Annotated in this window: 15 protein-coding genes; 5 read left to right on the top strand and 10 right to left on the bottom strand. The window is 45.5% G+C overall.

The window, feature by feature from the left end; genetic code table 11:
• Positions 1-7: 7 nt before the first annotated feature.
• Both larAH10 and AC1U9U_RS00275 read left to right on the top strand, forming a co-directional pair.
• Positions 8-1318, top strand: a complete 1311-nt coding sequence (larAH10, locus tag AC1U9U_RS00280; protein ID WP_479958540.1) for an NPN-dependent 2-hydroxyacid racemase, LarAH10 family — start codon at positions 8-10, stop codon at positions 1316-1318.
• Between the two features lie 93 nt (positions 1319-1411).
• The gene (locus AC1U9U_RS00275; protein WP_479958539.1) at positions 1412-2842 is read left to right on the top strand and encodes a sodium:solute symporter family protein; all 1431 of its coding nucleotides are present in this window, start codon (positions 1412-1414) and stop codon (positions 2840-2842) included.
• Between the two features lie 54 nt (positions 2843-2896).
• Here the strand turns inward: AC1U9U_RS00275 and AC1U9U_RS00270 are convergent, their stop codons facing one another.
• The gene (locus AC1U9U_RS00270; protein ID WP_479958538.1) at positions 2897-3838 is read right to left on the bottom strand and encodes an MBL fold metallo-hydrolase; all 942 of its coding nucleotides are present in this window, start codon (positions 3836-3838) and stop codon (positions 2897-2899) included.
• 264 nt (positions 3839-4102) lie between these two features.
• Here AC1U9U_RS00270 and AC1U9U_RS00265 point away from each other — a divergent pair, with 264 nt between their 5' ends.
• Positions 4103-4669, top strand: coding sequence for a Uma2 family endonuclease (locus AC1U9U_RS00265; RefSeq protein ID WP_479958537.1), 567 nt, complete (start codon positions 4103-4105; stop codon positions 4667-4669).
• A gap of 112 nt (positions 4670-4781) precedes the next feature.
• Here the strand turns inward: AC1U9U_RS00265 and AC1U9U_RS00260 are convergent, their stop codons facing one another.
• From AC1U9U_RS00260 to argC, 7 genes are all read right to left on the bottom strand, one after another.
• Positions 4782-6485, bottom strand: a complete 1704-nt coding sequence (locus AC1U9U_RS00260) for an FAD-dependent oxidoreductase (RefSeq protein ID WP_479958536.1) — start codon at positions 6483-6485, stop codon at positions 4782-4784.
• A gap of 50 nt (positions 6486-6535) precedes the next feature.
• Positions 6536-6931: a hypothetical protein gene (locus tag AC1U9U_RS00255; RefSeq protein WP_479958535.1), complete on the bottom strand. Its 396-nt coding sequence runs from the start codon at positions 6929-6931 to the stop codon at positions 6536-6538.
• Positions 6932-7196: 265 nt separating this feature from the next.
• Complete coding sequence (locus AC1U9U_RS00250; protein WP_479958534.1) at positions 7197-9023, bottom strand: helix-turn-helix domain-containing protein; 1827 nt, start codon at positions 9021-9023, stop codon at positions 7197-7199.
• 861 nt (positions 9024-9884) lie between these two features.
• A complete protein-coding gene (locus AC1U9U_RS00245) occupies positions 9885-11084 on the bottom strand; it encodes an acetylornithine transaminase (protein WP_479958533.1) in 1200 nt (399 codons plus the stop codon).
• Positions 11085-11294: 210 nt separating this feature from the next.
• Positions 11295-12191, bottom strand: a complete 897-nt coding sequence (argB, locus tag AC1U9U_RS00240; RefSeq protein ID WP_479958532.1) for an acetylglutamate kinase — start codon at positions 12189-12191, stop codon at positions 11295-11297.
• Positions 12192-12360: 169 nt separating this feature from the next.
• Positions 12361-13629, bottom strand: coding sequence for a bifunctional glutamate N-acetyltransferase/amino-acid acetyltransferase ArgJ (gene argJ / locus AC1U9U_RS00235; RefSeq protein ID WP_479958531.1), 1269 nt, complete (start codon positions 13627-13629; stop codon positions 12361-12363).
• Between the two features lie 50 nt (positions 13630-13679).
• A complete protein-coding gene (gene argC, locus AC1U9U_RS00230) occupies positions 13680-14705 on the bottom strand; it encodes an N-acetyl-gamma-glutamyl-phosphate reductase (protein ID WP_479958530.1) in 1026 nt (341 codons plus the stop codon).
• A 278-nt stretch (positions 14706-14983) separates the two neighbouring features.
• On the opposite strand from argC, the gene AC1U9U_RS00225 reads away from it, so the two are divergent.
• Together AC1U9U_RS00225 and AC1U9U_RS00220 are read left to right on the top strand one after the other, a co-directional pair.
• A complete protein-coding gene (locus AC1U9U_RS00225; RefSeq protein ID WP_479958529.1) occupies positions 14984-15745 on the top strand; it encodes a threonine/serine exporter family protein in 762 nt (253 codons plus the stop codon).
• Between the two features lie 133 nt (positions 15746-15878).
• Positions 15879-16337: a threonine/serine exporter family protein gene (locus AC1U9U_RS00220; RefSeq protein WP_479958528.1), complete on the top strand. Its 459-nt coding sequence runs from the start codon at positions 15879-15881 to the stop codon at positions 16335-16337.
• A gap of 6 nt (positions 16338-16343) precedes the next feature.
• On the opposite strand, the gene AC1U9U_RS00215 is transcribed toward AC1U9U_RS00220, so the two are convergent.
• Together AC1U9U_RS00215 and AC1U9U_RS00210 are read right to left on the bottom strand one after the other, a co-directional pair.
• Complete coding sequence (locus AC1U9U_RS00215; protein WP_479958527.1) at positions 16344-19838, bottom strand: AAA family ATPase; 3495 nt, start codon at positions 19836-19838, stop codon at positions 16344-16346.
• Positions 19825-21048 carry an exonuclease SbcCD subunit D gene (locus AC1U9U_RS00210; RefSeq protein ID WP_479958526.1) on the bottom strand — a complete coding sequence of 408 codons (1224 nt, stop codon included), beginning with the start codon at positions 21046-21048 and terminating at the stop codon, positions 19825-19827. Before AC1U9U_RS00210 ends, AC1U9U_RS00215 begins: the two co-directional genes overlap by 14 nt.
• Positions 21049-21251 lie beyond the last annotated feature (203 nt).

The raw sequence follows: 21251 nt of genomic DNA, 5'->3' as shown, positions 1-21251 counted from the left end.
CGCTAATATGTACAAAGTAAAACTAGGGAAAGGAGCAATTATGAAGCAAGAGTATAACTTTAAGTATGGCGAAGGTTATCACGGTTTATTTTTGAACCCGGAACAAGTCATCCAAGAACTTCATGCTAAGGATATTCAGCCTTTGGAGGATGTAGCAAAGGAAGTAAAGCGGATTCTTGATGAACCCATTGCCTCTCCCCCATTTAATACCCTTTTTCAAGCCGGAGACAAAGTTACTATTGTCGTAAGTGATATTACACGACTGGTTAAGCTTCATGAATATTTACCGACTATTGTAAATGAGTTGAATAAGTTAGGAATCCCGGATAGGGACATCCTAATTTTGACTGCTACCGGTACCCACCGTGGCCAAACTCCGGAAGAACACAAAAAGATTGTCGGAGAGGATGTTTATACACGGATTGAAGTGATCGACCATGACTGTGACCATTCCGAAATGGTGAAGGTGGGAATAACTCCACGGGGAACGGAAGTGGCAGTCAATAAGTTGGTAGTCGATCGAAAGGTTATTCTTACGGGTGGAATCGTCCACCACCTGATGGCCGGTTTCGGCGGGGGGCGTAAGTCCATTCTCCCCGGCGTAGCAAGTCGTAAGACTATAGCGCAAAATCATCTTCACTCTTTAGATCCTCATGGGGAGCAATCCAACCCTCTAATCGGAGTAGGGGCACTTATTGATAATCCCTTACATGAAGATATGGTCGATGCAACCCGTTTAGTGAATCCGGATTTTTTAATTAATGCTATTATCCATACCGATGGACGGATCGCTAAATTAGTGGCCGGTCATTGGCTTAAAGCCTGGGAAGAGGGCTGTCGGTGGGCAGACGAAAATTACGGGGTGCCCATTGGGAAAAAGGCCGACCTGGTGATCGCCGGCTGCGGAGGATTTCCCAAGGATATTTCTCTTTATCAAAGTACCAAGACCCTCTTTAACGCTTCCCTTGCGGTCAAGGATGGCGGAACGATTCTCGTCCTCGCGGAATGCCGAGAAGGTGCCGGAGCAGATGAGTTCTTCGGCTGGAGCCAGCCACTTAAAGAAAAGAGGCTTGATCCGGAACTTCGCAAGAACTTTACAATTCCCGGTTATATTTTCTATGCGGCAGTAGAAGCCGCCGGCAAGGCTAAAGTAGTCCTTTACTCAAAAATTGAGCCTAAACTTGTTGAACCCATGGGGATTATCGGAGTTAACTCGTTGGAACAGGCCTTAGAATTGGCAGGAGTGAATCAAAAAGACCAAAGTATTATTCTCATGCCCTATGGGGGAGCGACAATTCCCTTGTATCGAAAAAGTTAAATTGGTCCCTTAAAGTACAGAAGTTAAGTAGGATTTAAAAAGTAGGGTTTAAAAAACAAAAAAACTTAAACAAAAAAGTAGGACGGTGGCAAAATGTTTAATATCCCTTTGATGATCGTGATCCTTTATATTTTAGTTTTGTTTGGAATTAGCTTTTATGCTTCAAGACTTGCTAAAGGTACCGAAGGATTCCTCTTGGCCGGACGGCAAATGACGACCCCACTCATTGCCGTTACAATTACGGGCTTGGCCATTGGGGGGGCTTCAACGATTGGTGTGGCCGAACAAGCTTACAGCGTCGGACTTTCCGCCGGCTGGTATAATGTGGCTTGGGGTGCCGGTGCAATTGCTATGGGGCTTTTGGCAGCTTCGAAATACCGTCAGATGAATATTACGACGGTTCCCCAGATGTTTGAGAAGTTCTATGATACTAAAGGTCACATACTTTGCGTTCTCAGTCAAATCACCATTCAGCTTGTCATTACCTCCCTTCAGTATCTCGCTGGAGGAGCGATTCTTGCTTCATTGCTTCCTTCAGTCTTTACCTTGCAATCCGGAATCATCACCAGTGCTTTCGTTTTCATCGGCATTACCTTCGTGGGAGGAATGTGGTCTGCCGGTATTTCCAACATTTTAAATGTTATATTAATTTATCTTGGCATTACAATCGCTACTATTGCTACGATCACAAGTCAGGGCGGGATCGCCCAAATCGCTGTAAGACTTCCCCAGGAAGTTCCCTATTTTCATTGGGTGGATGGCTTAGGCTGGATTGCCATTGCCAGCTGGTTTGCTGTAATGATTACACAAACCTTCTCCATGCAGGGTACAGTACAGATTTCCTTGAGTGCTAAGGATGCAAAGACTGCCCGCAACGGTTTTATTATTGGGGGACTTTTGATGCTGCCCATCGGTTTTCTGGCCGCCTTGATGGGGATTGCTGCCAAGGGAATGCTCCCTTCCATCAGCGCAACACTTGCTTTACCCCAAATGATCATGTCTTTACCCCCGGTTCTAGCCGGAGTGACCCTTGCCGCCCTTTGGGCGGCGGATGTTTCCACTGCAGGAACTTTATTATTAGGCTCTGCTACACTGTTCACCCAGGATATTTATAAACGCTTTTTGCGCCCGGCCAGTGACGAACAACATCTAATGTGGATGACCAGGTTTTCCGTCATCGCTCTAGGAGCACTGACCTTTATTTTAGCTTTAACTGTGAGTGGTATTCTTAAGACTATTCTGATCGGGCTCAGCTTGACAGCAGCGTTTACGGTGGTGTTTTTATTTACGGTCTTTGCACCGGGACTTGCACGTAAGAACTCTGCCTTTTACACCAATCTTGTTGGGATTGTCATCTTGATCCTATGGCAATTTATTCCGGCCATCCGGGTATTCCCTCATGTTATTTATCTTGAGTGGATTGCTTGTGTAGTTACGTTCTTATTGATACCTATTTTTGACAAACAGCCCATTCAATCAGGTAATAATGCTGTTACCCTGGTAGAGGGGCAAATCGCCAAGTAAATGAAAAGATGAATTCAAAATGCACCAAGGCAATTGCCAAGGTGCATTTTATTATTATTTATGAAAAACCCAGGTAGCTCCGATCTCCTGAAGCGCGACTTTATCCAGTTTACCTGCCATAGCCTGATTAAAACGCTGAATGGGCTCACCCATGGGTTCCTGGGAGAGTTTAAAAGTTCCCCAATGCATGGGTAAAATTTTCTTGGCCCCCATCTCCTCCGCCATCCGGACGGCTTGTTCCGGTGTAGCATGTCGTGCTTCAAAGGATTTAGGAGAATAGGCCCCGATCCCCATGATCGCAAGTTCTATATCCACTTCTCTTAGCTGCTCTTGAATCTTTTCTGTGTAGCCTGTATCTGCACCCAAGAAGATGTTTACACCGTTTTTGGAAAGAAGAATGGAATTAGACTCCATTTCTTTGTTCCAGGGCAGCCTTGCACCCCAATGAGCCCCCTCGATGGCTTTGACCTTTAGACCGCCCGCATATTCCTTTTCATCGCCCCAATGCATCTCTTCGATTGATTTGAAATTCATACCCTCCCAGAGAGTCTGGGTGTTTTTAGCGGTGATTACAGAGGTTTGGGGTGACTGCATATCCCTAAGGCTTGGGTAATCAAAATGGTCGGTGTGGGCATGGGAACAGATAATCAGATCTACTTTACCAATCTGCTTTGCCGTTAGCGGACCGGCTACTTGCCGTTTGACCCCAATGGTAAAGTTACCCACGGGAGTAAGACCGATTCTTTCGTAAAAAGCCGGATCGATAAGGATTTTGATACCGTAAAAGTTAATTAAAAATGCCGCATGACCCAGCCAGGCCACGGTAAGATCCTGGTTTTTCCACTTTTCCGGTGTAGGAACCAAGGTTGGCATAGCAATTTTTTCTGAATCACCAATAGTATTTCCCAGATGGGAGGCCAAAGCTACCCCTCCTATCGCCGCTGTCCCAAGGGCTATGAATTTGCGCCGACTTATTTTCTGATTCAGTATTTCCATTAAGCTTACCTCAAATTGTCGCATTTACCGAGAATTTCTATACTCTTATATAATATAAAAACCGACCACTGTAAAGGGTAATTATGGCAAAAGTGCGTTCATAGTCATGCAGAATCTTAATTAACACTGATTATATTATATCGATAGAGATTCTTTGCAGTCAAAATAATATACATACATTTTCTTCCTTTAAAATATCTTATTTGCTCGTTATTTGATATAATATTATAAAAGGCAATGATCACTGATAGGAGTGTATTAGAAATGCCCTTACCTAAGCAAAAACCCGGCTATTCTTTTGCCGATTACTTAACCTGGGACGAGTCAGAAAGATGGGAGATAATTGACGGTACACCTTATATGCAGGGTGCACCATCTAGGGTACATCAAGAAGTATCTCTTGCCCTTTTAATGCAATTTGGCAACTATTTGAAAGATAAGGAATGTAAAATTTATCATGCTCCCTTCTGTGTGAGGTTAGATGTCGAGGAGGATGACAATGCGGTAAAAAACGTGGTTGAGCCCGATATTACAATCGTTTGTGATAATTCAAAGCTTGATGAAAAGGGCTGTAAAGGTTCGCCTGATCTAATCATCGAAATCCTATCCCCTTCCACGGCTAAAACAGATAAAGTGGTCAAGTTTAACAAATATGAAAAAGCAGGAGTTAGGGAATATTGGATTTTAGAACCTGATCAAAAACTGGTGAGCGTATTTTTATTAGAAGCTAACAACAGGTATGGCAGACCGGAAATGTATACCGATGAAGATACGATAAGGGTATCAATTTTCGCGGATCTTGAAATTGATCTGAAATCAATTTTCTCCTAGAACCATAGAAGGCCCAATATCTATAAAGAATGCACCTTGGCAAACTGCCTTGGTGCATTCTTTTTTACGTTATTTGCATGCATTTGGTATTCTCATGCGGGCAATAAATTGATTAGGCTTTTTGAGCTGCGTCTAATCCGGCTAGGTAACCGAAGATAACACCACCGGCGATGGGATTTCCAGGGCCATGATAAGTAATGCCGGGGCCGCCTAATCCGGCTGCATTACCGGCAGCATAAAGGCCGGGAATGACATTGCCATGGACGTCAATGACTTGGGCTTTGGCATTAATGCGGGCTCCGCCGCAGGTTCCGCAGTTGGCAGAGTGAATCTGAATGCCATAATATGGCCCTTTGGTCAGAGGTGCTAAAGTGCAAGCGGGATTTTCGGGGTCGGCTTGGGCCATTGCAAAATCACCGGAAGCAAAGCGATCGAAATAGCTTTCGCCACGATGAAAGTAGGGATCTTGCGGGGGAGTTTGGGAAGCATGCTTGTTGAACTCAGCAACAGTAGCTTCCAAACCTTTAGCATCAATACCGAGTTTTTGGGCTAGTTCAGCTAAAGTATCTGCTTTTGTGATATGGGCAGGCACATTATCCCCTTTGGCTCCGGCAATACCATACTTGCTCCATTGTACGGAGTCGGCAATGACAAAAGCCGGCAGGTTGCGCCAACGGTTTTCACCGAAAGTATCCCGCTCATAGAAGGGATAAGCAGAGGTATCGTAATCACAGGCTTCGTTCATGAAGCGCTTGCCATCCTTATTAACGATAATCGTTCCGGGCTTTCCTCTCCAGAGGAACCAGTCACCGATAATGGTCTTCCAGGTACTCTTCTTGTAGTCCTTAGCGTTTTGACGGTAGTTAGCAACCTCATCTTCCCAACCGGGTAGCAAGTAGACCATTAACCCCCAAGACTCATTCATGTTGCGAAGGTCGGCACCGGCATCAATGGCCATTCTTAAGCCGTCACCGGAGGCGTAGACTCCGCCGCCGCTGCCGGGGTTAAATACTACCGAGGCCTCCACAGGTCCTCTTTGATAGGTCTTAAGCAAGTCTTTATCCCATTCAAAACCACCTGTGGCTAGGATAACTCCACGATTAGCTTTGACCCGGATCTCTTTGCCCTCTTGATAAGCAAAAATACCCATAACCTTTCCGGATTCGTCTTTGATCAGCTTCTTAGCGTGGGTATTAAAGGCAAATTTAACACCTTTAGCTAAGGAATAATCATAGAGAGCTGCCATCAAGGCTTCCCCGGATCCTTTACCATTATAGGATGGGCTGATGCTTCGGCCCAGTCTTTTACCACCCGGCCACTCCGGATGATAGTCGGGATAGCCGAATTTAAACTCTACGCCTAATTTGTTCATTAAGAATTCAACAACCTTAGGGCCGTTTTCTAAATAAGCATCAATGAGTACCTCATCTACTTGACCATCATTACCTTTTAAGATGTATTGACGACCTTCTTCGATGGAGTCGGCGATACCTTCTTTTTTCATAAGCGGGTTAGCGGGTACCCACAAGGCTCCCCCGGAAACACGGGTGGTACCACCGGGGATAGGCATAGATTCCAATACGAGTACGGAAGCTCCGGCTTCAGCAGCTGAAACAGCGGCTCCACCGCCACCACAACCAAACCCGACAACAACAACATCAGCCTCAGTATCCCACTTTCCAGTAGCCGGTTCATTACCTGCAGGGGCTGCTGCTTGAGAACTACAACCGGTCAATAAGCCTGCTCCGGCGGCCACTGCCGTGGCTAATCCGCCAATCATGAATTTCCGACGGCTTACATTAAATTTATCGCTCACTTAAGTGTCACTCCCTTTATCGTTTTATCAATTATCGCGATCACTTAGGGTTACTTCTGAAACGCCTCGTCATATTTGCTTTCCACTTTTACAGGGGGTTGTGCTTGAACCCAAGCCCAGATATCATCCCAGTCAGCCGTGGGGGCGATAGTTAAATTACCAATGGTGGTGCTTTGATACTGCGTAAGCATGGGATCTTTCGCAGGTTGTCCCTCTCCTTCCCCTGCAGTTCCCTCAGGGGCTGGGCTCCCGGAAGGATGGATTTCTCCTCCCTTACCATCCCCTTTACGTCCATCTTCATGACAAGGGGTACAGGTTACCTGATCCTCACTCATGGAAACAAAGGCCTGAGTTTCGCTTGTTGAGCCGACAAAGATAATAAGGGCAAAGGCAAACAGTAAAAATAAGCTTTTGATTAGATTCATACCCTTTTTCAACAATTTCACCTCCTCTTAATTTCACATTCACATTTGTAAGGGGTCTTTTCCTCCTTTGTTCTCTGACCATTTTGATTATAAAATAAGCCCGCTTGCAGGCTCGCAAACAGGCATTAGGTCAATATGTTTTCTATTATTAGAAAGGCTTATCCCTTACCAGGCTATGATTTGGGGTTCTTTTACGCATCGATTGGGTAGACTTCTTGTCTTGATAGGGTAGACTAGAGGTTCTCATAAGGTAGAGAAAAAATACGGATGGGAGCATTAGTACAGATTAAGCGTTAAACCACTGTTGGATCTTCTGAACCGTGCGGTAATCCGGATTACGACGACCTAACTCCAGCTTGGAGAGGGTGGTTTGATTGATGCCGATTTCTTCGGCGGATTGAAGCTGGGTCAAGCGGCGTCTAAGCCTTTCCTGCTTTAATTGATCACCGGTATAAGGTAAAGGTATTTCCTTGGATTTGCCTCCGTAGGCAGAATTTTTCCCGGGAGATTTGATCTTAGCGTACTGATCGATAATCGCCTGGGGTGGTTCGACCACAAGTTTCAGATCCAGCCACTCCCTCCCATTATGATAAATCCGGTCATATTGCCAATTAGCAATAATTCCTTTGTCTTTAAGAATATCCAACATTTTTTCAAACCGCTCGATGACTTTGGAAGAACGGGATTTATTATATTCCAGGTTAATAGCCTCAAGAAGGGTTGAAACGCGAATAGGTTCCAGATATCGGGCACGTGACTGTCTACTTCGCCACAACCAGGAGAAATAGCGGGAAGCCCGTTTCTCATAGGACTGTCGGTAGGGATCCAGTTCGAGAACCCTTTTTGAGAGGAGGGCGGTCTGACGTTTTCCTTCCTGTAAGTCCCGAATCAATGGGTCCCCAGGCCTTACCTCCCAAGTATATTCCCCTTTGCCATTTTCCTTTTGGCAATCCATTGGCCGGATGATAAAAGCCTTCTCTTCTGCAGCTGCAACAGCCCCCTCCAGGTCGTTAATCCAGAGATGGTCTAGAATATCCATATGGGTGGCGATGCGCTCCCGCCATTCGTTTTTATATCCCCCGCGCCGGCCGAGGCCATTCTTTTGTTTGCGCAAGCCCCGCAGCTCCAAAATATCATCTGCATTTATCTGAATTTCGGCTTCTTGCAGGTTGGATTTTTTTAACCATAAGTGACAGATGGAATCCATTACATCCACCGTCTCATCATTCATTCCATTGGTGCTTATTTTTAATAAAGCCTCACCACTTGAACTGCCACTTTGGGTATGGAGACTTGCACTCGGCCAAATTTTCGTATCCTTAACGGAAAAATCTACAATTGCTACTGCTTTACGCAACTGCTGATACATTGCCTGACTTAAAGTGGTGATATAAGACATTCTTTCATAGTTTACTCTGGGGTGGAGAATGCTCTTTAGCCCTTGTGGCGGAGAATCCAGGCCTAAAAACTCTTCAAAAACCGTCAAACAACATTGGGAATTACCGAAGTATTTTTTCTGAAAGGAACGCATAAATAATTCCACAAAGTTCCGGGCGTAAATATCGAACATTTGGTTGAAGCGTTCCGGAGCAGCATAACAAAGGGTTTTGGAATAAATTTTTGCCCAGGTGCGTTCCGGCATGCGAGCTTGAGTTCCAGTGCTAATTTCCCGGGACATAGCTTCCAAGGTCCAAGTAAGGGAGTTATTCCAATACCATTTCACGGCATCTTCCCAACCATTTTCACGATCCAGATAATCAATCATGAAATTACGCAAGTGTTGGTCAACATATTGGTTGACATCTGGGCTAAAAGAAAGATTGCGAATGTTCCCTCTTTCATCATTGCAGTAAATAAAATAGTATTTTTGCAGCAACAAATTATGATCGAATTCTTGGGGATGATTTTTAATCTTCTCCAAGCAAGAATTAAGAAGGGTTGGCTTTAGTTGGGCGACGATTTTATCAGTGATGCTGGAAAAACGCAAGCCTGCAGTCCAACTCTTTAAGTTATGAGAATTCAGGGCATATTGGGCTTTATCGAACCATTCCGGATTAAAACGGGTCTGACTTTGCTCATAGTAATTACTACTAGTATTTGTGAACTCTTTCATAATCTTCCCCCCTATGTAACCAGTTGTTTGTCAAATGTAGAAGGAAACTTTCCTAAGACGAATTGGCAAGCTCTCAGGAAAGTTTCTTACTTATTTAATAATCAAGATAAGAGGAATTAAATGCATAACCTGTAACAATAATAACAAACAACTATGAGGATTGAAAAGGGGTAGAACCTAATTATTTGGCAGTTGATACAATTACAAATTTAATTGCATTATGGCCTTAATAATTACCATGTTGTGGCAAGCTTTATAGACAAAGCATATTATAAACTATCTTAAAGTAAAGGAGGACATTCGAATGGCATTTGGAGCTGGCTATGAACGTCGTGAAGAAAGATTTGAAGGTATTGCAATTGTAGTTGTAATCATTCTTCTGCTCATCGCTATGGGCATCGTGTTCTAAGCTTAACTAAATTAAAGAATTGAAAGGAGGTAAGGTTATGTACGGAATGGGATACGGAATGGGCGGCTGCGGCGGCGGATTTGGTAGCTTTGTCGGAGTAGGGATCATTGCTATTGCGATTCTTATCCTAATTGCACTTGGAGTAATCTTCTAAAACAATAAAAGAAAGGCCGGGCGAATTGCCTGGCCTTTCTTTTATTGTCATAAGCGGCTAGTTTATATTTCAACTAGCCGCTTTAAGCGAAAAGGAGGAAATCAATAATACGATTGGGATTAAGGCAGACAGCTTGGATAGGGACCTGATATAATCTATGCATGTCACAAGGACAAGGTGATATTTTCCATAAAGAAAGGTATAAATAAGCGAACCAGGTTACAGCCCGATTCCCTAAGGAAATGATTGAAAAAACTCGCAAATTGCGGGTCTTATATGATGGGATGTTTTTGATCCCTCACCAAAGTTTGCTAAAGATCTGATCTAATATAGTAATGGCTTGATCCATCTCTTCATGGGATACATTTAGTGGCGGCAAAAACCTTAAAGCCTTCCCTCCAGCAAAGTTGATGAGTAATCCCTTGCCACGAGCAGCTTCCACAATCTCCGGCCCTAAGCGATCAAGAGGCCAGCCTAGAATAAAACCCTGGCCACGGATTTCTTCCCTAGTATGGTATTTGTCAGCAAGTTTTTGCAGTTCATTTTTAAAGTACCCTGCCCGTTTCCGGACCTCCGCCAAATATCCTTCTTCAGTGAGAACATTCATCACCGCGCAGCCCACGGCTGTAGACAAAGGATTCCCACCAAAAGTAGAAGCGTGATCTCCGGGTTTAAAGGTAGAAGCCACCTTGTCTGTGGCCAGCATGGCTCCGATGGGTACTCCGCCTCCCAGGGCCTTGGCCAGGGTCATGATATCGGGAGTGACACCGGTCCACTCATGAGCAAAGAGCTTGCCCGTTCTTCCTAATCCCACCTGGACTTCGTCGAAGATCAAGAGGGCACCATATTGATCACAAAGCTTGCGGACTTTTTGAATATACTCCTCATCGACGGGAAGTATTCCGCCTTCCCCTTGAATGGGCTCCAGCATTACAGCGGCTACTTTTTCACTCATTTTCTCATCCAATTGAGCTATATCATTGATGGGCAGATATGAGAAGCCTTCCGGTAAGGGAGCATAACCTTGTTGATATTTGGTTTGTCCTGTTGCGGTTAAGGTAGCTAAAGTCCGACCGTGGAAGGAATTGACCAGAGTCAGAATTTCATATTTATCCTCGCCGTAATGCTCTTTGGCGTACTTCCGGGCTAATTTAAGAGCAGCCTCATTAGCTTCCGCTCCACTGTTGCAGAAGAATACCTTATCCGCGAAAGAACTCTCTACTAATTTTTCCGCCAGAGCAATTTGGTTTGGAATCCAATAAAGATTGGAGGTATGCAAAATCTCGACCGCTTGCTTTTGAATGGCTTCTACAACGGCCGGGTGGCCATGCCCCAGGGAATTGACTGCTAACCCGGTCACAAAATCCAGATACTTATTTCCTTCTGCGTCCCAGACGTAGGTGCCTTTGCCTTTAACAATTGCCATAGGCAAACGGCCATAAGTATTCATTACCACATCCTGGCCCCGCTGAATCAGGTCTTGGGGTGTTTCGCTCAATTTTATCTCCTCCTTCGTATGGTTTTTCTTCAACTAAGTGAATAAAGGGGACAGGTCCCTTTATTCATTATAAAGGTTATTTATTTCGGGTCAGGATACTTCGCCATGCTCAGTTTGACAAAGACTAAGCGTACAAATATGACTAAGACAATCGCAACAAAAAGTGGCATCCCAGGCAAGTGCGAAGGATCTATGCTGCTTATATAAGGCTTAAGGCAAAAACATGGTGCCGATTCCGCCGTCGGTGAATAATTCTAAGAGTATGGCATGGGGGATGCGACCATCGAGAATATGGACGCTTCCCACTCCACCCTGTAGGGCCTCTTGGGCACATTCGACTTTGGGAATCATACCGCCGCTAATCACACCACCGTCAATGAGCTTGGGGATCTCCTCTTTTTTAATTACGGAGATTAGGGAGTCTTTGTCCTCAACATCTCGTAAAACACCCGGCACATCTGTCAGTAAAAGAAATTTATCTGCCTTCAGGGCCTTGGCGATTTCTCCGGCAGCAGTATCGGCATTGATATTGTAAGATTCCCCATCCTCTCCACCGGCCACCGGCGAGATCACCGGGATATAGCCTTGTTCAATCAAAGAAGTAATAATCCCCGGCCGGACTTGTTCAATCTCCCCTACAAAGCCTAAATCCACATCTTCCATTTCCCCAAGAGAGTTGGCGAGTTGCATGGGTTTTTTGACAGCTTGGAGCAGTTGGGCATCTTTTCCGGAAAGTCCCACAGCCTTGCCACCGAAGCGGTTCAGTAAGGAAACGATTTCCGTGTTTAGTTTCCCTACCAACACCATAGCGGCAATTTCCATAGTCTCCTTATCCGTAACCCTCAGCCCCCGGATAAAGTGGCTCTCTTTTCCCACCTTATTCAACATAGAATTGATCTCCGGTCCTCCCCCATGGACTACCACCGGGCGAATCCCCACTGAGTGCAGGAGCAAAAGGTCCAACATCACTTTCTCTTTAAGATCTTGCTCCAACATGGCGTGACCGCCATACTTTATAACTACCGTCTTGCCGGCGAATTTTTGTATATAAGGCAGGGCCTCAATGAGCACCCGGGCTTTATCTAACCCTTGATCTAAAGGAGTCATCTCCCTATCCCCCTTCTGGTGTCTTGATCTATTCTGACTTTCATGCCGGCGAAACGTCCGCCGCAACGTAGGTTCACATGCAGGGTGCCCAATAGGTTTCGGATGCGGCAGTGGAGCGGCCGAGTGAGTGGCACCGGCGCTTTGGCGTGTAGTGGCATTGCAGCCTCGCTTAAGTCCGATAATCTCCGTTAATAGTTACATATTCATGGGTAAGGTCGCAGCCCCAGGCTGTTGCTTGGGCATTCCCTTCCCCGAGAATAATTTGAATGATAATATCTTTTTTAGCCAAAACTTGTTTAGCTTCTTCCTCGGAAAAATTAACCCCTTGACCCCCTTTGGCGACGAGGACATGGCCGAGATAGATATCCACTTGATTGGGATCAAACTCTGCCCCGGAGTACCCTGCTGCAGCAAGGATTCTTCCCCAATTGGCATCCTCCCCATAGATGGCCGTCTTAACGAGGCTGGAACCACAAATACTTTTGGCAATCTTACGGGCGTCTGCAACTGTTTGCGCCCCTTGAACTTCTACTTCTAAAAATTTAGTAGCTCCTTCTCCATCCCGAGCGATATCTTGTGCTAACCCTTTGCACAGGGCGAAAAACATTTTACGAAACTCCGCCCATTCCTGTGGGTTTAAAGTTACTCCGGATTGACCATTGGCTAAAGCTAAAACCATATCATTGGTGCTTGTATCCCCATCCACCGTTACCATATTAAAGCTATCTTCCACGGCTTCGCTTAAAAGTGCTTGAAGGTCGGCGGCCGGAATGCGGGCATCGGTGGTGATAAAGCCCAGCATAGTGCCCATATTGGGGTGAATCATGCCTGACCCTTTAGCCATAGCTCCCAGGCGAATCACACCATACTCTGTAGGCATTTCAAAGGCCGCCTCTTTGACCATCGTGTCGGTGGTCATAATGGCCATGGCTGCTTGATGGGAATTTTGCAGAGCCTGTTCAGGGGAGGTTTCCTTTAAGACCTCTAATGCCGCCAGCTCTATTCCCTGACTTACCCGGTTCACGGGCAGTTCTACACCGATTACCCCGGTAGAAGCCACCAAAACATCTTCAGGGTTAATCCCCAGCATTTGCGCAGTTTTTTCGGCCATTGTCCAAGCGGCCTCATCACCCGGTTTGCCTACACAGGCATTGGCATTGCCGCTGTTGGCCACCATGGCTCGAGCAACCCCGTTTTCCAGATGCTTTTTCGTCAGGACCAAAGGATGGGCCTTCACCTTATTCCGAGTAAAGACCCCGGCAGCCTGAGCCGGCACCTCGGAATACACCAAAGCAACGTCATACTTGTCCGGGTATTTCACTTGGGCTTTAACCCCTGTCGCCCGAAACCCTTGAGGAGCGGCAATTCCTCCCGGTATTATGTACCATTTGGGTTGGTGCTTGGGTTTACCTTCTCTATTTCGAGTTAATTCATCCATCTGAATTCGCTCCCTTATATAATTAATTTGCACATAAGAAAGACTATTTCTTAGGGCCAAAGCCCTCTCATCTCCAGTCCCAGGTTCTCCGGCAACCCACAGATCAGATTCATATTCTGAATTGCTTGCCCTGAGGCTCCTTTGATCAAGTTATCAATGGCCGAGACTAGGATAGCTCTCCCTGTCCGGGGATCTACTTTCAACTGTAGGAATACATGATTACTCCCAGAGGCAAACTTCGTTTGGGGCCATGTTCCTTCCGGAAGTACATGGACGAACTCTTCTCCTTCATACCGCGCCAACCAGCAGGCTTTAAGATCTGCTTCTGTGACACCGGGAGTAACCTGAGCATAGATTGTCGCCAGGATTCCCCGAATCATGGGCACAAGATGAGGAGTAAAGTTAACAAAGAGTTCTGCTCCGGCAGCTTCCCCTAATTGCTGCTCAATCTCCGGAGTATGGCGATGGGTCGCTACTCCGTAAGCTTTAAAGTTCTCGTTTACTTCACTGAAATGGGTTCCAAGGCCGGCGCCCCGGCCTGCTCCGGAAACCCCGGATTTTGCATCGATAATCAGCCCATCCTTTTGCAATAGCCCCCTGCGGAGTAGTGGCACCAAGGCCAAAAGTGTGGCAGTAGGGTAACAGCCGGGATTAGCCACCAAGGTTTTGCCAACTATCTGCTGACGATAAAGCTCAGGTATGCCGTAGACTGCCTCCGCCAGTAGCTCCTTGGCTGGATGCCCAACCTTATACCATTCTTCATAAATAGCCGCATCCTTTAGGCGAAAGTCCGCACCTAAGTCGATGACTTTGATGCCTCGATTTAGCCATTGTGCTGTCCTACCCGCCGTCAGGCCATGAGGTAACGCGCAAAACAAAACATCTAGATCCGGCACATGTTCATCCTGTAATTCCCCAGTTCCTAAACCGGAAAACTGAGGAAACATTTCCTCATAAACTGCTCCACTATTACTGGAAGAACCTAAATAAGTCAGCTCTATTTCTGGGTGTCTTCGCAGTAAGCGCACCAGCTCTTGACCTGTATATCCTGTTGCACCGATAATTCCAACTTTCACACCCATTACCTCCTTGGATATTTTTTATAATTATACGCGTTAGTGCATAAACATTCAATACCTTTTTAAAATTTTCCTCCCCTAATTTACTTAATTGTAATTAATGAAAAACCTAAGGATAGTCGGGTTTTAGCTCGCTTAAGTTTTGTAGATACCTCTATATCTATGCTATCATTATTAGCAGCTACTTTGAAAAAGATCCTTTGCATATGTTAAGGTGACAAGGCGTTGTGGTCTTTGTCATAAATCTACCTTGTAGAATCATAGGGGGAAAAATCGTGAACGCACCCATTGGAGTAATAACGGAGGTCTGCCTCTTAGCCGGTAAAATCATGCTACAAAGCGGCGCAGAGATTTATCGGATTGAAGATACCATGAACCGCATTGCTAAGGCCTGTAATATTTCGGAGGCACACAGCTATGTCACACCCACGGGAATCTTTTTATCCCTTCAAGGCCAAGCACAAGATCAGGAGCAGACCAAGTTTTTAAGAATCTACGAGCGTCAAATCGACTTGAACAAAATCGTCAGTGTTAACGATATCTCCCGTAAACTGAGTGATGGAGAGCTTACTATTGAGCAAGCCCACACTACCCTCTTACAGATTGAAAAGTCAAAATTTCTGTATCCTTTTTGGCTTCAGCTCTTAGCGGCGGCTTTAGCCAGTGGGTTCTTCAGCCTAATGTTCGGTGGAACCATCATTGACTTTTTGCCGGCGTTGGCGGCCGGAGGATTGGGGTTCTTTCTCTATGCCGAAGCCACTCACCGCATTGCCGTAAAATTTTTCGCCGAAATCCTTGCCGCCTTTATCATCGGTGCTATTGCTTACTTTTTCTATTATCTTGGCATAGATATTCAGATTGACAAGGTTATCATCGGCTCGGTGATGCCCTTAGTACCTGGTGTGCTCATCACCAATGCCATTCGGGATCTGATGGCCGGTGATTTAGTTTCCGGACTGGCCCGAGGGACCGAAGCCTTTCTGACGGCTTTTGCTATTGGTGCCGGAGTAGCGGTAATCCTCGCCGTACTTATGTAGCCAAAGATCCTTCAGACATTCTTCCTTCAGGATGACAACAAACTTTCATTCATACTAAGCGCCTGCCAAGTATCTTGACCCGAAAAATTGAAACAGAGAACCTGTCCCTCTGTTTCAAGAAAGGAGTTTCTATATGAATTTGACCGCCCTTTATTCCAGCTTTTTAGCCACGATGGCTTTCGGGGTGTTGTTTAATGTGCCCCGCAAAACTCTGTTGAGCGGCGGCCTCGTGGGAATGATCGGCTGGACTATCTATGTGGTACTTACGGTGGAAATGAAGGTCAATCTAGTCCCGTCCACCTTATTAGCTGCCTTCAGCGTAGCCACTATCAGTCAATTTCTGGCGCGCAGACAAAAAATGCCGGTGACCGTCTTTAGCATCTCCGGAATCATTCCCCTGGTTCCTGGAGGCATGGCTTATAATACGATTCGGCATTTCATTGAAAATAACTATACGGAAGGAGCCCGTTTAGGCTCTATCACGCTCCTGCTGGCCGGTTCCATCGCCTTTGGGCTGATTTTCTCAGGAGTGATTACGGAAACTTTCAGTCGGCGCAAGGTATTGCAAAAATCAGGTCTGACCGGGAGGTAAGGTCGCTTAACTCACTTCTATTCTTACCTTACTGCCACCCATCCCGGATTCCGCCGGCTTGACAAGGAGCTTGACGGGAACGCGGTTTTTAATAGATTCCACGTGGCTGATGATGCCCACCGATAAGCGATCATTGTGGAGTTTTTCCAAAGAATCCATGACCACTTCCAAAAGGTTATCATCCAAAGTTCCAAAACCTTCATCTAGGAAAAACAATTCCAAGGGTGCTGTTCCCTTCAACTGAATTTGCGCAGATAAAGCTAAGGCTAGGGATAGGGAGGCCAGGAAGGTTTCTCCTCCGGATAGGGTGCTGGCATCCCGCTGGGCCCCGCCGTTTTTATAATCACGAATCAGGAACTTACCGTTTTCATCCACTTCCAGCCCGTAATTGCCGCTGGTAATTTCCTTCAAACGCTTACCCGCTTCAATGGAGACATATTTCAGTTGATGGGCGGCGACAAATTCAACGAAGCGTTTTCCTCTGAATAATTTTTCCAGCTCCCGCAAAAGGCCCAGTTGACGTTCCAGTTCAGCTTGTTCCTTAAGGAGGGCTTTTTTCTTGAGCAAATCTTCCGCCAAGGTCTTAACATTGGCCTCCAACTTGATCTTGCTTTCGACCAATTCTTTAAAGAGGGTAGTTGTTTCTTCCTTAATCTTTTGAATTTGGGTCCATTGCTCATCGGTCAAGCTGTTTTCCCCAAGTTTCTTTTTCAGGTTGCCGATAGCACCGAGGAGCTGAGTTAAGGAATCCCGGTAGTTCTTAATCTTCCCTTTAAGTTTCTCAATCTCGCCTTTATCCAGGAGATGGCTTTTTGCTTCTTCAATGTCGTTAAGCCGCTCCTCTAACAAAGCCTTAGCCAGAGACTCTTGATCCTTTTGACTTCTTTCCCGAAGACTAACCAGGGCAGTTTGGGCTGATTGCAAACCAGCATGACAATCGATGTACTGCTGTTCCACATCAGTTTTGGCTTTTTCCATTTGGGCATAATTCTCTTCGATTTGGGCGATACCTTTAAGAAGTTCCTTTCGATAACCCTCTAAGTCCTCCACCAGGCCAACCTTGACTTTGATAAAACTAAGCTTTTCTTGAATAGCATTCTCTTTCTCCTTTAAGGTGACAGTGTATTCCTTCGCGGATTCCTTCAAGGCCGACAATTCGGTGCCTAACTGTTCCTTTTTATCCAGGTATTTCTTTAAGGTTTCTCTTAAGCCTTTTAATTCACTTTCCAGCTTGGCCTTCTCTTTTTCTTTGCTGGTTATCTCATTATATTCCAGCTTGAAATCCAGGACACCCAGACCGGCTTGCAGTAGATTCAGTTCCTGTTCATACGCTTCATATTTAGCCTGCGTTTCCTTAAGCGAGTTCTCACGGTTCGCCAATAAAGTAAGGTTTTCTTTACCAATGGTATTTTGCTCATTCAGCTTCATCGCCAGCTGGTTTTGCGCTTGGCTCAACTCCTTAATTTCCTTTTCCCATTGGGTTTTCTGAGCAGTAAAGAGTGATATCCCTTCCCTTAAAGTCTCGAATTCTTTCCGGAGAGCTTCGGGGTCGTAAGTCTTATACCCATCTCCCAGGGCAGTTATTTTTTCTTGATAATCCTTAAGATTATTTTCGTGGGTCTTAATATTTTCTTGAGTCTTGATTATGTCCTGAACCAAGGCCTGAACTTGGGCCTTTTTCTCCTCCAAAAGGGCTTGAAGCTGCTCAAGATTGACCGTATCAAGGACTTCGACATCTTCAAGGCGGTGCTCCTTGGCGCCACAAACGGGACAAGCTTCGCCTTCTCTGAGAGCGACCCGTAAAGCATGGGCTAAATTTTCCCGTTCAAACTTATTTAGTTCCTTCTCCAGCTCCGTAATTTCCTGCTCTGTTTGAGTTTTTTGCAGTTGAGCAGCCTCCAGCTTTGGCAATCGGTCTTGGATACCTGCTTGGCTCTTCTGAATAAGGGCATCGTAGTCCTGATGCTTAGCCCATTGCTCCTTGACTTGGTTTAACCTTTCCTGAAGGGCAAGGAGGGTTTCCTGATCGCCCGGGCAAGCTTCCAGTAAAGTCTGATACTCGCCGGTACCGGCTTGCAGCTGCTTTTCCTTGGCCTCCAGCTCTTTAGAGTACGCCAAGCCTTTGGCTTGCGCTTCATTTATCTTCTCTTTGATAGCTTGGATCTCATGGGATAGGCTAACTACTTGCTGCTGGGTCGCTTCGGAACGACTAAGGATGAGTAAGGATTCACTGATCTTCTTCTTAAACTCGGGGTCAATGGCTAAACCTTCACTCTTTTCCTCTATACTCCGGATATCATTATTAACTTTGGCAATATACGCTTCGCCCTTTTGGATCCGATTCTGTGTATTCTCCAGATCCTTTTCGGCTTGAAGGAGCTTCTCTTTAATTTTTTCCTTTTCCAGGGTTAAAACAGTGCATTTCTTCTTTTCCTCAATGGCCTCTTGAGCATTCTGTTCCTTTAGTCTAAGGCCAGGCAGCACCTGATCCTTTTGCAAACGGGCCTGCTCCCATCTTGCTTGGGCTTCTTCTTTTCTTAATGCCAATGCCTGGAGATCCTTTTCCAGTACAGCAACCTGTCCCTGGGTTGTGACGTTTTTTCTTAAAGTATCTTCGTATTGATCCAGATATGGCTTAACCCTTAGGGAGCGTTCACCTAGGTCAACTTTACTTTCGTATTCCTTAATTTCAGCTTCCCCTTTTTCCAGGTGAGCTTTTTGAGCCTCCTGTTGGCTTAATTCCTTTTGCAGGTCCCATACTACTTTTCCGGCGTTAAAATTTTCTTCGGCTCTTTTCAGTTCTTTTTCAGATTGAGCCAACTTTTCGCTGAGGGAGGATAATTCCTTGTTCTTCTCCTCTACAATCTCCTCACTACAATCCTGAAAGGAGTTGAGCCGCCCCACCAGGATATTGGCTTGCTCCTGCTCTTTTTTAATTCTGGAACCTAATCGGGAGGTCAACTCATCCCCGTACTTTTGCAGGTTAAAGAGCCGCTCCAGCATTTCCCGCCGGTCTTTTCCCTCTAATCTTAAAAACTCGCTGAATTTACCCTGAGGCAGGACAACGGTCCGGGTGAAGTCCTCAAGCTTCAAACCGATGATTTCTTCACACCGTTTCGTGACTTCTCGGACTTGCTCCTCTAAAACCAACTCATGAGCATCAGTCAACTGTAAGATCTTAGCCGAATGAGTGCGGACATTGCCCGTCTTTTTATCTCTGCGGAATTCCCTATCCACGCGATATCTTTTAGTTTCTTTCTCTGAGATCAGAAACTCGTAGCTAACATGTAATGCTTCGCAGTTGGTGTTCAAATAATTGGTACTGCCCCGGGCCACCGCTCCATAAAGAGCAAGGGTAATGCCATCAAGGATAGTGGATTTACCGCTGCCGGTAGGGCCGAAAATACCGAATAAGCCTTTGCTGGTAAGCCTGGCAAAATCTATCTCTTGGGTTTCGATGAAGCTATTTAATCCTTTGAGTTTAAGCTTAACAGGTCTCATCGGCTTCTTCCCCCTCCCGAATAATGGACGATAATAAGTCGATAATCTCTTGCTGAGGCTCCATGGACTTTTCTTTGAGATAAAACTCTTTAAAAATATCCTCGATTTTCTTATCGGCAAAGCTGTCAAGGAAGCTATCCTCGTTTACAGTAGCGGTAATCACCGGCAAGATCTCCAGAATGTCTTTTTTGGTATTTTTCATGAGCTTGATTTCATCTTCCCGTATGTAGCGGTCAGTTTGAACCTCCAAGTAAACCCAACAATCCCTGTCTTTGTTCTCTTCGCATTGCTCCAGAGCCGCCTCGATGCTTTCGCATTTCCAGACTTCAATGGGCTTGTACACCTTAAAGCCTACCTCTTCAATAGCCAACTCCTGCTGAGGCTTAAGATCAACGATGAAACATTTTTTAGCAAAATTGACTTCCTTCTTATTGTAATGGATAGGTGAACCGGCATAGCGAGCTCTTTTCTCCGTGCCCTGCACAATTTGGGGCTTATGAATATGGCCTAGAGCGATGTATTGGGCTTTGGCGGGAAAACAGCTGCCGTCGACAATAAAGCTTCCCCCCAACTGGATACTGCGCTCTGAGCCGGATTCTTCACTTCCCGCAGCAAACAAATGGGAAACCACAAGATTGATGGTATCGTCACGAAATTTTTCACTTAAGCTATCGAAGAGGAGTTTGATTTTATCCCCATAGATTTTTAAGCGTTCCTCTTCCTCATCCATGGCATCATACAAGACTTCATTCAATCTCTTTTCACTGGGATAGGGAACGGTGAGGATTACAGCTTTTTCTCCGTTCATTTCAATTTCCACAAAACCTTCCCCCGCTGCGATAACCTGATGCTTACCATACTCCCCTTCGGGAACAATGGTTTTAGGGGTACCGACCATAATAATTCCATGGTCCCGAGCCAAGGGACCCGCAGCTACCAAACGTTCCGGGTTATCATGATTGCCGGCAATTACTAAGGTTATCCGCTCGCCATTAGCGGATAATTTTTTTAAGGTATCATAAAACAGCTTCTCGGCTTTGGCCGGAGGGTTCGGACTATCATAGACATCACCGGCAATGATAATAAGATCCACCTCATGTTCATTAACGATTTGGATAAAGTCCTCTAAAAAAGCTTCTTGTTCCTCCATGCGGCTATAGCCCTCTAAATTCTTACCCAAATGCCAATCCGAGGTATGCAAAATTCTCATGTTCTCCCTCATCCTTTCTCTATGGTAAATAAATATTTATCACGCAATTGCGTGCTGCTTCGCAGTTCGCACCTATAGACTAATTATAACTTAAGGTGAGGACAAAGACTTGTTTAAAATGCTTCCAGTCGCCCTATGTACCCGCAGATACTTTTGCGCACGAAAAAGATCCTTCGCATATGCTCAGGATTACAGGGCATAAA

The organism is Desulfitobacterium sp. (genome assembly GCF_982384815.1).
The sequence above is the reverse complement of the archived record's forward strand: the minus strand, read 5'-3'. Positions and strand labels throughout refer to the sequence as shown.

Bases quoted from the DNA above. Each gene is read 5' to 3' on its own strand.
- AC1U9U_RS00270 (WP_479958538.1), bottom strand. From the start codon at position 3,838: ATGGAAATACTGAATCAGAAAATAAGTCGGCGCAAATTCATAGCCCTT.
- AC1U9U_RS00220 (WP_479958528.1), top strand. From the start codon at position 15,879: ATGAATTTGACCGCCCTTTATTCCAGCTTTTTAGCCACGATGGCTTTC.
- AC1U9U_RS00210 (WP_479958526.1), bottom strand. From the start codon at position 21,048: ATGAGAATTTTGCATACCTCGGATTGGCATTTGGGTAAGAATTTAGAG.
- AC1U9U_RS00250 (WP_479958534.1), bottom strand. From the start codon at position 9,023: ATGAAAGAGTTCACAAATACTAGTAGTAATTACTATGAGCAAAGTCAG.
- argJ (WP_479958531.1), bottom strand. From the start codon at position 13,629: ATGGATGAATTAACTCGAAATAGAGAAGGTAAACCCAAGCACCAACCC.
- AC1U9U_RS00275 (WP_479958539.1), top strand. From the start codon at position 1,412: ATGTTTAATATCCCTTTGATGATCGTGATCCTTTATATTTTAGTTTTG.
- AC1U9U_RS00215 (WP_479958527.1), bottom strand. From the start codon at position 19,838: ATGAGACCTGTTAAGCTTAAACTCAAAGGATTAAATAGCTTCATCGAA.
- larAH10 (WP_479958540.1), top strand. From the start codon at position 8: ATGTACAAAGTAAAACTAGGGAAAGGAGCAATTATGAAGCAAGAGTAT.
- argB (WP_479958532.1), bottom strand. From the start codon at position 12,191: ATGACTCCTTTAGATCAAGGGTTAGATAAAGCCCGGGTGCTCATTGAG.
- AC1U9U_RS00265 (WP_479958537.1), top strand. From the start codon at position 4,103: ATGCCCTTACCTAAGCAAAAACCCGGCTATTCTTTTGCCGATTACTTA.